The following is an 11,931-nucleotide window of genomic DNA, read 5'->3' as shown; positions in this document are numbered from 1 at the left end:
GCGGATAGTTGGCCCAGGTTGCAACTATGCGCGCACGGGTGCGGAGCGCAACTCCCGCTTCAGAAGTTTGCCGCTCTGATTACGCGGGAGCTCGTCGACGAACGTGACGGTCTTGGGCACCTTGAACGGTGCGATCAACCCCTTCACATGGTCGACGATGTCCTGCGTGGTCACGCCGTCCGCCCCGTCCTTCAGCACCACCACCGCGGTGACGGCCTCGATCCATTTCTCGTCGGGTGTACCGATGACGGCGACCTCCGCGACAGCGGGATGCGTGTAGACGGCGTCCTCCACCTCACGCGAGGCCACCAGAATGCCGCCGGTATTGATCACGTCCTTGATCCGGTCGACGACGGTGATGAACCCTTCGGCATCCCGCGTCACGAGATCACCGGAGCGAAACCACCCGTCCTGGAACGCTTCTGCCGTCGCCTCCGGCTTGTCCCAGTAGCCGTCGCACAATTGCGGTGACCGGTAGAGAATTTCACCGGGCTCGCCGTCGGGAACGTCGTCGCCGTTCGCGTCGACGACACGTGTCTCGACGAAGAACACCGCACGACCGCACGACGCAGGACGCTCCTCGTGCTCCTCTGGTTGCAATACCGTTGCGAGCGGACCGATTTCGGACTGTCCGAAGCAGTTGTAGAAGCCCAGGTCCGGATACCGCTCCCGTAGACGGTTCAGTACGGTCACCGGCATGATCGACGCGCCGTACTGGGCCTTGGTCAGCGACGACAGGTCACGCGTCTGCAGATCCGAATGATTCGCGAGCGGCACCCACACCGTCGGCGCGAGGAACAGCGAACCGATCCTGTCCTCCTCGATGCGCCGCAGGATCTCCGGCACATCGGGGCGCCTCATCAGATGCACTGTCGCACCGACCGACAGATACGGCATCGTGAACACGTGCATGCCGGCCGAGTGGTACATCGGCATCGCGATCAGCGGATTGTCGTCCTTCGTGAAACCGAGCGCGATCACCGACGAGACGTACTCCGCGATCAATGCGCCGTGAGACATCATGGCGCCCTTCGGTTTCGACGTCGTTCCCGACGTGTAGAGCAGCTGCGCCAGGTCACTGGATTCTGCGGCGGACTCGAGTTCGTCGGTGCTCTCGGAACCGTCGAGCAGGTCCGGCAGAGCCAGCACGTGATCGACCGGCAAGTCGGCACGGACGGAGTCGAGCGTGGCCGCGAGTTCCGGGTCGACCAGTACCGCGCGCGAACCGGACTGCCCGACAAGATATTTCAGCTCGTCCCCGACGAGTGCGTAGTTGACCGGAACGTGCACCAGCCCTGCCCGCGCGCACGCGAGGAACCCGACGACGTACGCATCGGAATTCACACCGTACGCGGCGACGCGGTCGCCCGTGACCAACCCCAGCGCAAGCAGGCGTCGCGCGGCCCGGCTGACCGCGTCGTCGAGCTCGCGATACGTGTGGCTGCGGCCCTCGAACGTGATGGCGGTGCGCTCGGGGGATCGGGCGGCCGACCGGCGCAGTACGCCGTCGATGGTGTTGGTTCGGGTGCTCATGAGCGGAGATTATCGTGCGGCTGTGCCACCCGTGCGCGAACAGTCGGTCCAGGATGCAACTATCCGCGCACGGTTGGCGAAGCCGCCCGAACGAACGTCCGCATTGGTTACCATCGCGGGATGCGCTCCTCCGTGCCCGAAGCCGCCTCGTCGTGGCAGGACACACTGTCCCCCGAGCATCTGCGTCGCATACTCGGGGTCCTCGACGTGTGCCGCACTTCCCCGGGTGGCACGCAGTTCAAGGAAAGTCTGGTCGACGCCATCGCGACGATCTTCGACGTCCGCGACGTCACGTTCTTCTTCGGATCGACCTATCCGACGCTGTTCGCCGACCCCGCGCCCCTGCTCACCGGTGCCGCCGAGCCGCTGCTCGTCGAATACCAGGAGCGATGGCGCGACAAGGACGTCTTCGCGCTCCCGCAAGCCCGACGCACGCTGACCGACGACGGGTTCGCGACGCTGGACGATCTCGCTCGTCTCCCGGTTCCGCAGCGGTCCTACGTCGAGGACTATCTGGCACCGCACGGGATGGGCACGGCGTCGGCGATCCACCTTCGCTTCGCCGACGGCGAGGCCCTCGTCGGAATGTTCGACCGCGAGCGCTACTGGGATCTCGGCGATCTCACCGCGATCCGATTGCTCGCCGCCCACCTGCGCGTGGCCAGTCGATCCATCGTCATCGGTGACGACGTCGACGCAGAGGACCCGCTCGCGGGGTTGACTCCCCGACAGGTCGAGGTGGCCGAACTGATCAGTGACGGCTTGACCAACGCGCAGATCGCCGCCGAACTGACACTGACCGAAATGACTGTCAAGAAATACGTCAGCCGCATCTTCGAGACCACCGGACTACGCAACCGCGCAGCTCTCACGGCCTCGCTGGTGCGCAGAAACGGGTCGGCTGCCCGTTAGGTTGTCCACTTTCGAGGACTGTCAGCGAGTGTGGCGTGGGTCATACAGTCGCTGGGACCCCATCCCCTCGTCACAGTTGGAGAACCGATGACGCGCCTGAAGTTCGGTACGTTCCTCGCCCCGATCCACACGCCCGGACAGAACCCGACGCTTCTGCTCCAGCGCGATCTCGAGCTCGTCGAATACATCGAGAAGCTCGGCTACGAGGAAGCGTGGTTCGGCGAGCATCACTCTGCGGGCGCCGAGATCTACGCATCCCCCGAGATCATGATCGCCGCCGCAGGCGAACGCACGAGTCGTATCAAGTTGGGCACCGGTGTCACGTCGGTCAGCTACCACAATCCACTCTGGGCGGCCGAGCGCATGGTGATGCTCGACCACCTCACCCACGGCCGCGTCCTGTTCGGCCTCGGTCCAGGATCGCTGCCGACCGACGCCGCGATGCTCGGCCTGTCGCAGATCGACACCCGCGAGCTGTTGGCGGAGAACGCCGACATCATCATGCGACTGCTGCGCGGCGAAACCGTCAGCGCGAAGACCCGCACGCACGAGTTGTTCGACGCGAAGATCCAGATGGCCCCGTACTCGGATCCGCTGTTCGACGTCGTCGTCGCCGCCATCGCGTCGCCGACCGGCGCTCGCCTCGCCGGCAAGCTCGGCATCGGCCTGCTGTCCATCGCCGCCACCCTGACCGCCGACGGCTTCAGTGCACTGCAACACCATTGGGGCATGCTCGAGGAATTCGCCGAGCAGGCGGGACGGTCCGACGAAGTGGATCGTTCGACGTGGCGCCTCGTCGGCCCGTTCCACATCGCCGAGACCGTCGAGCAGGCATACGAGGATGTCGAGCACGGGATCGAGTACTGGTTCAACTACCTGCAGCACGTCGCCGCGTTCCCGCAGATGGACGTCCGCGGTGAGAACAAGAAAGAGATGATCGACTTCATCAACACGTCGGGCATCGGCGTCATCGGTACCGCGGAGCAGGCACGCGCACAGGTGCAACGACTCGTCGACCAGTCCGGCGGCTTCGGCACGCTGCTGCTGCAGGGCCACGACTGGGCGAACCCGCAGGCCACCAGGCGTTCTTACGAACTGTTCGCACAGGACGTCATGCCGTACTTCCAGGGCCAGGCGCAGCCGATGCTCGATGCGGCAGCCCATGCCGAATCGGTCCGCGAGGGCCAGGCCGACGAGCATCGCAAGGCCGTCGACCACATGACGAAGAAGTACAACGCCGAGTTGGGGAGGGCCTGATCATGGCAACCGTCTCGGTACGACAGGAGTTCGCCCAGAGCCCGTCCGCGCTGTGGGCCGTCGTCGGCGATCCGGCGGCTGCCGCGTCGTGGATCCCGTCGGTCGGCTCGGCCACGATGGAGGGCGACGTCCGGCACGGTGTGTTCACCGACGGAAACCCGGTGCGGGAACGCATCGTGGCCCACGACGACGAGAACCGCACGTACACGTACGAATACGTCGACGGGCCGCTGCCGCTGGCCAAGTACGTGTCGACGATTCGCGTCGACGCCGCGGGCTCCGGATCGGTCGTCTCGTGGGACGCGGAATTCACCGCGTCGGGTGACGACCCGGCCGCGTTGGAGAAAGATCTCGAGATCGGCATCGGCGACATCTACCGCGCCGCACTCGACGAAGCCGGGCGGCTGGCGCAGTCGTGACGGCCGGTCTTGCTTCACTGTTCGACAAGGTCACCGTCATGCACTCGACCAGCGAATGGGCCGACGTGCATCGTGACCTCGTCGACGTTCTGGGTCCGGCCGTCTTCTCCGACGGCCGGGCCTGGGCCAGTTTCGGCGCGATCAGCCTGTCCGACGAATCCGGGCCTGCGTGGTCCCTTCTCGCGAAGACGACCGATCTCGAGGCCGTCGCCCGGGCCGCGCAAGACCTCGGGTGGGACGTCGGCACACCGGTTCGAGGTAGCCACGAATCGCGCCTCCCTCTGCGCTCCCCCGCCGGGCTGACCGTCGTCGCCTACGCACCGGAAGGAAAGACCTCATGACCGCACCAGCGCACGACCCCACGCACTTTCGCACGGTGTTGGGCCAGTTCTGCACCGGGGTCGTCGTCGTGACCTCGGTCGACGACGCCGGAAGCCCGCTCGGCATGGCCGTCGGGTCGTTCACCTCCGTCTCGCTGGACCCGCCGCTGGTGGCGTTCTTCGTCGCGCACACATCGACGACGTTCCCGAAAATCGCTGCCAGCGGACGGTTCTGCGCGAACATCCTGTCCCACGATCAGCTCGACCTCTGCCGGGCGTTCTCCAAGTCCGGCGGGGACAAGTTCGCGGGAATCGGTTGGCATCCGACCGATTCCGGCGCCCCGGTGTTGGACGGAGCTCACGGCTGGATCGACTGCGCCATCGACAGCGTGCAGCGGCTCGGCGACCACGACCTGGTCGTCGGGCGAGTCGAGCAGCTCGACACCGACGGCGCCGACGAGTCTCCTCTCGTGTTCTACCGCGCCGGGTTCCACGCACTGCAGCGCTAGAGCTTCAGCCCTTCGCCCGCCGGTCGGTGCGCAACGAGGTCGAGAGCGAACCGGACGTACGCAGCCGCGATCTCCTCTGGCTGCTCGTCGCCCTGCGGGTTGTACCACTGCGCGACGGACACGCACATCGTGACGACGGCACGCGCGGCCTCGTGCGGACGGTTCGTTCCGAACAGGCCGAGGTCGACGCCGGACTGCACCTCGACGTCGACCATTCGCTGCAGCGCAACGCGTTTCGTGGCGATGGCTGCGTAGCTGTCGTCTTCGAGGCTGCGCATCTCGCTCGATCCGACGAACCCCATCTCCTTGCGGTAGCTGTGGTAGAGCGTCAAGCTCTCGACGAGGCGTGAGAACCGCTCGACATGATCGTCGGGATCGCACTCGTCGCGGGCGGCGGTCGCGCGTCGCAGCAAATCGGTCATCGTGAGCTCGAACAGGGCGACCAGCATGGCCTGTTTGCTCGGGTAGTAGTGGTAGAGCGCCGACACGCTCGATTCCGCTTCCTCGGCGATGTCGCGAATCGAGCAGCCGTGGTAGCCCTTGCGAACGATGCAGGCCAGCGCGGCCCGCAGGACGACATCCATCGGAACGTCGTCGAACTCGCGCCAGTTGCCGGTGGTCGATTCGTCCTCGTCGGGTCGCCTCGACGCGACGCTCGCCGAACCCGTCGCGAACAGATCGGCGGGCGAGACACCGAGCGCGGTGGCGATCTCGTGCAACCGATCGACACTCATGGTGGTCCTGCCCTTCTCGAGGGCGGTGATGGTCGCCGGGCTCAGTTCGAGACGTCGCGCCAGTTCGCGGAGGGACACACCCGTCGCCATCCGGGTCTCGCGTACCCGCGCCCCGATGTGCACCCCGGGACTGTCTGCCATGGACACCATCTGTTCAGCGTAACGGAACGTAATTGTTCGGCACGATCGAACGACTCGGACATGCGTCAGGGCTAGGGCCTCAGCGCATAGAGATTCGTCCGTAACAGCAACACGTTGTAGTCCGACCACCGAGAAGCCGTGAAGTACAGGTCTTTTCCGTTGGTCGTCGGGTGAATGTAGGGCGCGTAGATGCCACCCGAGGTGTTACGGGCGTCGAGCAGCGTGGTCGGCGCGGTCCACGGGCCCTCGGGCTTCTCGGCGGTCCGAGCGACGATCGTGCGGTTCGCCTCGTTGCCGTACAGCATGATGTACCGCTGCAGGTAGTCGTTCCAGGCCACCGACAACTCGCTGACGGGTTCTTCGACGACCGAGACCGAATCGGCGACATCCGTCGACCACGGTCGTGCAGGATCCGCCGTCGAATACTCGTACTTGCCGAGATCGAGAATGTTCTCCGGCAGGACACGAGACAGGAAGGCTGCGCCGAATCGTCCGTTGGGCGTACCGAATTGGTAGATGTAGCCGTCCTGCCCGCGTGTGTACGCGTTCATCTGGAACTTGCCGTTGCTCTCCTCCACCTGCTCGACGCCGGGGATCGTGACACCTGCATTCACACGGATCGTCGACGGCGCCGTCGCCCAGGTCTGGCCGTTGTCGTTCGAGACGGCGATGGCAGAGAAGTTCGTGACCCACCGCCCGGGCGCTCCCCATTCACGCACCGACATGTAGTTCATGTACTGGACGCCGTCGATCGAGATGGCCGCGGTCGGGATCGTCGTGTCCTCGACCTTCGGCAGTCCGAGGCTCGGAATGACTTGACTGGCGAAGTTCGGGGCGAGTGGCTGCACGACCGCGCCCGAGTCGACGTCACCTGGAACAGCCGGGCCGACGGTGATGCCGTCGGACAGGTTGTCGTCGTTCGACCTCAGCAGAACGTTGCTGCGCCACTGCTGACCGGTGACCGAGCAGTTACCGAAGGTGTCGCCGAACGCCATCAGCGTCTGACCTGCACCGTTGTCCCAGCTGATGCCGAGGTCGGTGCCCGAGATACCGAGGGTCTCGTACGTGTCGTTGGGACTCTGCGGTCCGGTGACCCACGCGATCGACTGCGTGGCGCCGGTATCGATGCGCGGCAACGGGCCCTGCGGGCCTCGTGGATCTCTGCCGTCGCCACTTCCCGACGATCCGAACAGCGGCGACGACCCCGGGCCGCCCAGTCCTCCACACGGTTCCGCCGACGCGACAGGGCCGGCGAGGACGGCGAGCCCGCTCGTCATCAGAGTGAGGGCCGCACCGAGTGCGATCTGTCGACGTCGTGTGCGCATACGAATCCTCACGGGGTCGTGTTACTCGTGTGACTGATGTGGTGAGTGTTACTGAAATGGACTGTTTGCGCAAGAAATGGGCAACGGCAAACCCCGTTGTAGCGGAATGACATTGGTGTAATTTACGTGGGAATGCAGCGATGCGACGGGCAGCGGGGACGCTACTCGGGCGGTCTCTGCGGAACGGCACCTGTGAAGAACAGGGCGGTCACCGCCAGGAGTGCGGTGAGCGACAACGCCATGCGCAGAGCTTCGAGACGCGCATCCGCATTGAGCTGCACGATGTCGTTCACTCTGGCCTCGTCGATCGAGGCATCCTCGGCGGCCGCGCGCAGCTGTGTGTCGGACAGGAACGGTACACCTGACGACAGTTCGGTCGACGCCTGCTCCTTCACCGCGGCGGGGACATCCGAATTGCCCTGTATGCCAGTGACTATCGACGCGCTCAGCGTGGCGATCAAGACCGAGCCGATCAGAGCCGTTCCGAGGGATGCCCCGAGATTGGTGGCCGTGTTCTGAAGTCCACCGACCTCTGCACTCTGCGAATCCGGCACCGCGGACACCGTCACCGCACCGAGTTGCGACGCGAGCGCACCCAGTCCGACACCCATCAGCAGCATCGGTAGTGCAACGATCCCCGCGTTGGCCCCCGGATCCAATCCAGCGACCAGGATCAGGATTCCGACGATCATCGACGCCCAGCCCGCTCGTACGACACGTCTGGGATTCGCGCGCGGCCACATCCGCGGAATGCCTGCGGCCGAGACGAGGAGCGCCACCGACAGCGGCAGCAGTCGAAGTCCGGTCTGCAACGCACTGAGTTCGAGGACGACGGACAGGAACAACGGGACGGTGAAGAAGACACCGGCTTGCACGGTGAATTGCGAGAAGAACATGGTCAGGCCACCGGTGAGCTGGCGGTTTCGCAGCAGTTGTGGGTCGACGAGCGGCCGCGCATCCGTGGCCGCGAGGTGAGTTTGCCAGCGCAGGAAGACGTACAGCAGCACTGTTCCGGCGAGGATCAGCCAGATCACCGGCGACAACCCCAGGATCACCGGGCCGCCCGTCTGCGCACGCACCCAACCCCATTCGCCGGAACGCAGGACACCGAACACGATGGATCCGAGACTGACGATCGACAGCAGTGAGCCGACGACGTCGAGCCGGGCAGGCTCGGGTGGAACATCCTTGACCCGGCGCAGAACCGCCAGAATGACCACGACGAGAACGACTTCGCCGAAGAACACGTACCGCCAGGAGGCGAACGTCGTCACGGCACCGCCGATCAGGGGGCCCGCGGCGACCGCCATTGCCCCGGCCGCTGCCACGAGACCATAGGCGCCTGCACGTCGCTCGGGCGGGAAGTTGGCCGCGACCAGCGCCACGATGGCCGGCATGATCAACGCAGCACCGATGCCTTCGAGCAGTGACCACCCGAGCAACAGGACGGGAAGTCCGGGTGCGAGACCCGTCGTGAACGAGCCGGCGCCGTACACGACCAGTCCGATGCCGAAGGCCCGTCTGCGCCCGATGATCGTGCCGATCTTTCCGCCGGTGATCATCAGTGTCGCCATCACCAGCGTGTACAACGTGATCGCAGTCTGAATCCCGGTGATGGAGGTGTCGAGGTCGGCCGCGACCGACGCCATCGACACGTTCATCACCGAGCTGTCCAACGTCATCAGGAATTGGCCTGCGGCCAGTACCGCAAGCACCAACGACGAACCGGACTTCACCCGGGCGGGCATCCTCCGATGATGCGCCGGGAGCTGCCGCCTACGAATCACCCGGGGAGGGTGACTGTCACCGCTGTACCGCGGCTCCCGCGCCCGCACGGGCGGTGAAGATCGTGGGTGCCGGGTAGCCGCTTTCGGCGATGTCCGACGCGATCTTCTCGGCGATCGCATCTTTCTCGGCGGCCTTGACGAGAGCGATGACGCACCCGCCGAATCCGCCGCCGGTCATGCGGGCCCCGAGCGCACCGTGCCGGACCGCCGAGTCCGCGATGAGATCGATGTGCGGTGTGGTGATCTCGAAGTCGTCGCGCATCGACGCATGCGACTGATTCATCAGATCACCGACGCGGCGGAATCCGCCGGCCGTCAACGCTATTCCGCAGTCGAGGACGCGTTCGTTCTCGGTCAGGACATGCCGTGCTCGGCGACGGTCGGTCGGATCGTCTATTCGGCTCAGGACATCCTGCCCCTGCACTTCCCGGAGCGAATCCGCCCCGAGAACGTGCGCCGCCCGTGTGCAGGAATCCCGACGCGCCGCGTATTCCCCTGTCGAATGCTGATGTGCTGCATGGGAATCGACGACCAACAACGCCAGACCGTGACTGGCCGGGTCGAAGTCGACGGGCGTGACGTCGGCCGCCTCGAAGTCGACGAGGAGCGCGCGGTCGGCTTCGCCGTGGAGCGACGCCAGCTGGTCCATGAGGCCGGTCGGGGCGCCGACGAAGTCGTTCTCGGCACGCTGCGCGATCCGCGCGACATCGAGAAGGTCGAGTTCGACGCCGGTCGCTTCGTTCACGGCCAACAGCACCGCACATTCGAGCGCTGCGGACGACGACAGTCCCGCGCCGATCGGCACAGTGCTGCTGATCGACATCGTGCCGCCGACGACGCGGTGGCCCGCCTCGGCGAGCGCCCAGACGACGCCGGCCGGGTACGCGGCCCAGCCGTCGACGTCGCCGGGTTGTACGGTGACGTCGAAGGCGTGCTTCCCTGCCTCCCTGTCTGTTTCGAGCGTGATCGTCGTGGAGTCGTCCGGCTCGAAGCGGACGGTCGTACGCTGCTCGAGCGCAATGGGCATTGCGTACCCGAGGTTGTAGTCGGTGTGTTCACCGATCAGATTGATGCGCCCCGGCGCGTGCGCGACGATCACTTACGCAACTCCTTCAGTCGGTCGGCCATCTGTTCCGGCGTCACGTCGGTGATGAACGCGTCCATCGCCGACTCCGACCCCGCCAGGAATTTCAGCTTCGTGGCGGACCGACGCACCGACATCAATTCGATGTGGAAGTACCCGTCCTGCTGACCGCGATCCGGTCGATACTGATGTAGCGCCGAAATGTAGGGCAGCGGTGTGGGATACATTCGGTCGAACCGACCTAGCACGTCGAGGTACACGTCGGTGAGCCCGTCGAGCTCCGGTTCGGTGAGGTCGGTCAGGTTGTGCACGTGGCGATTCGGATAGATGTGCACCTCGACCGGCCAGCGCGCCGCGAACGGCACGAACGCCGTGAATTGCCCGTTCGACGCGATCACTCGGACACCGTCCTGAATCTCTCTGGCCAGGATGTCCTCGAAAAGGTTTGCGCCGTCGTTGTTCTCGGCAAAAGTGCGAGCCTGACGCAGCATCGACGTCGTTCTCGGCGTCAGATACGGGTAGCCGTAGATCTGGCCGTGCGGGTGGGACAGCGTGACGCCGATTTCCTCTCCCCTGTTCTCGAAGCAGAAGACCTGCTCGATCCCCGGCATCGCCAACAGCGTTTCCGTCCGCTGACGCCAGACGTCGACGACGAGCCGTGCGTGCTGGTGACTCAGTTCGAAGAACGACGTCGTGTGGTTGCTGGAGAAACAGATGACCTCGCAGCGGCCGACGCCGGGACCCGAATCGCTTTCCGGGTCCAGCGGTTCGGCGGCAGGTCCTGCGTGCGACAGGCTGGGGAAACGGTTCTCGAACACGACAACGTCGTAGTCCGCGGCCGGCACCTCACTCGAATCGCCTCGCGGGGACGGACACAGCGGGCACTGATCGGCCGGAGGCTTGTAGGTGCGGTCCTGACGCAACGCGGCGATCGCGATCCAATCACCGGTCTGACGGTCACGACGAACCTCGGACTGCGCGACGGTGGGGCGCGGCGACAGCGGCCTCACATCCGGCACCGGACGAACGTCGTTGCCGGGCAACGAGAAGAAGAGTATTTCGCGACCGTCCGCCAGCGCCGCCTGTGTGATCTTCATGCATTCTCCGTCTCGGCTACGACAATGGTGTCGACATGTTTCGCGAGTGCCCTGCGGTCGGCGGACGCGAGTCCGTCGTCCACGACGAGCGTGTGGACGTCCGACATCCGTCCGAACACGTTGGTTCCGACCTCGCGGTACTTGGTGTTGTCGGCGAGCACGAACAGTCGCCGACCGGTGGCGATGAGACGTCGATTCGTCTCTGCCTCAGCGATATTCGGTGTAGTCAGCCCCGATTCGACGTCGAATCCGTGCACACCGAGGAAGACCGCGTCGACACGGAAAGAATCCAGCGCCGCGTTGGCGACCGGACCCACCAGCGCATCGGACGGCGTGCGCGATCCTCCCGTCAGGTACACGATGGGGTCGGGTTCCGACGGGTGCCCGGTCAGCTCCTAAAAGATCGGGATCGAATTGGTGACGACGGTGATCGAACTGCGTCCGCGCAGTAGCTTGGCCAGCTCGAGCGTCGTGGTTCCTGCGCTGACCGCGATGGTCATACCGTCCTCGACCGCTCCGAGAGCTGCTCGACCGATCGCCACCTTCTCCGCGTGCTGACGTGCGGCCTTCGCCGTCGACGGTGGTTCGACGCCTCGGTTGTCGCGGGCGATCGCGCCACCGTGCACCTTGCGCAGAACCTCCCGCTCGTCGAGAACGTCGAGGTCACGCCGGATGGTCATCTCGGACACGTCGAGACTGTCCGCGAGGTCGACGACCTTGACGGCACCCTCCGCGCGAAGCGCCGACATGATTCGTTCATGCCGCTCTGCTGCGAGCATCCGCTTCTACCTCCGAGTCCCTGGTGAAATCGAA

Annotated in this window: 11 protein-coding genes and 1 pseudogene; 5 read left to right on the top strand and 7 right to left on the bottom strand. The window is 65.3% G+C overall.

The window, feature by feature from the left end; all coding sequences use genetic code 11:
- Positions 1–24: 24 nt before the first annotated feature.
- Positions 25–1,533 (bottom strand): acyl-CoA synthetase, encoded by a 1,509-nt coding sequence (locus RhoFasB10_RS21280; protein ID WP_167678434.1) that lies wholly within the window; start codon positions 1,531–1,533, stop codon positions 25–27.
- 120 nt (positions 1,534–1,653) lie between these two features.
- Between RhoFasB10_RS21280 and RhoFasB10_RS21275 the strand changes: the two genes are divergently transcribed.
- The 5 genes from RhoFasB10_RS21275 to RhoFasB10_RS21255 all read left to right on the top strand — a co-directional run bounded on the left by RhoFasB10_RS21275 (position 1,654) and on the right by RhoFasB10_RS21255 (position 4,950).
- The gene (locus RhoFasB10_RS21275) at positions 1,654–2,445 is read left to right on the top strand and encodes a LuxR C-terminal-related transcriptional regulator (protein WP_068430199.1); all 792 of its coding nucleotides are present in this window, start codon (positions 1,654–1,656) and stop codon (positions 2,443–2,445) included.
- Between the two features lie 87 nt (positions 2,446–2,532).
- Entirely contained in the window at positions 2,533–3,702 is a 1,170-nt protein-coding gene (locus RhoFasB10_RS21270; RefSeq protein ID WP_167678432.1) for an LLM class flavin-dependent oxidoreductase, read from the top strand.
- A gap of 2 nt (positions 3,703–3,704) precedes the next feature.
- Entirely contained in the window at positions 3,705–4,121 is a 417-nt protein-coding gene (locus tag RhoFasB10_RS21265) for an SRPBCC family protein (protein ID WP_167678430.1), read from the top strand.
- Entirely contained in the window at positions 4,118–4,462 is a 345-nt protein-coding gene (locus tag RhoFasB10_RS21260) for a hypothetical protein (RefSeq protein WP_068430192.1), read from the top strand. The genes RhoFasB10_RS21265 and RhoFasB10_RS21260 overlap by 4 nt, the downstream gene beginning before the upstream one ends.
- Positions 4,459–4,950, top strand: coding sequence for a flavin reductase family protein (locus RhoFasB10_RS21255; protein ID WP_068430190.1), 492 nt, complete (start codon positions 4,459–4,461; stop codon positions 4,948–4,950). Before RhoFasB10_RS21260 ends, RhoFasB10_RS21255 begins: the two co-directional genes overlap by 4 nt.
- On the opposite strand, the gene RhoFasB10_RS21250 is transcribed toward RhoFasB10_RS21255, so the two are convergent.
- From RhoFasB10_RS21250 to RhoFasB10_RS21225, 6 genes and pseudogenes are all read right to left on the bottom strand, one after another.
- Complete coding sequence (locus tag RhoFasB10_RS21250; protein WP_114330818.1) at positions 4,947–5,834, bottom strand: TetR family transcriptional regulator; 888 nt, start codon at positions 5,832–5,834, stop codon at positions 4,947–4,949. The two genes, RhoFasB10_RS21255 and RhoFasB10_RS21250, sit on opposite strands and share 4 nt — an antisense overlap.
- Before the next feature lie 62 nt (positions 5,835–5,896).
- Positions 5,897–7,150, bottom strand: a complete 1,254-nt coding sequence (locus RhoFasB10_RS21245; RefSeq protein ID WP_167678429.1) for a DUF4185 domain-containing protein — start codon at positions 7,148–7,150, stop codon at positions 5,897–5,899.
- 161 nt (positions 7,151–7,311) lie between these two features.
- Positions 7,312–8,898, bottom strand: coding sequence for an MFS transporter (locus RhoFasB10_RS21240; protein ID WP_167678427.1), 1,587 nt, complete (start codon positions 8,896–8,898; stop codon positions 7,312–7,314).
- A gap of 55 nt (positions 8,899–8,953) precedes the next feature.
- Positions 8,954–10,036 carry a galactokinase gene (locus tag RhoFasB10_RS21235; protein WP_167678425.1) on the bottom strand — a complete coding sequence of 361 codons (1,083 nt, stop codon included), beginning with the start codon at positions 10,034–10,036 and terminating at the stop codon, positions 8,954–8,956.
- Positions 10,033–11,118: a galactose-1-phosphate uridylyltransferase gene (galT, locus tag RhoFasB10_RS21230; RefSeq protein ID WP_167678423.1), complete on the bottom strand. Its 1,086-nt coding sequence runs from the start codon at positions 11,116–11,118 to the stop codon at positions 10,033–10,035. The genes RhoFasB10_RS21235 and galT overlap by 4 nt, the downstream gene beginning before the upstream one ends.
- A pseudogene (locus tag RhoFasB10_RS21225) lies at positions 11,115–11,897 on the bottom strand (DeoR/GlpR family DNA-binding transcription regulator). Before RhoFasB10_RS21225 ends, galT begins: the two are co-directional and overlap by 4 nt.
- Positions 11,898–11,931 lie beyond the last annotated feature (34 nt).

The organism is Rhodococcus sp. B10, assembly GCF_011770055.1.
Taxonomy (GTDB): domain Bacteria; phylum Actinomycetota; class Actinomycetes; order Mycobacteriales; family Mycobacteriaceae; genus Rhodococcoides; species Rhodococcoides kyotonensis_B.
The sequence above is the reverse complement of the archived record's forward strand: the minus strand, read 5'-3'. Positions and strand labels throughout refer to the sequence as shown.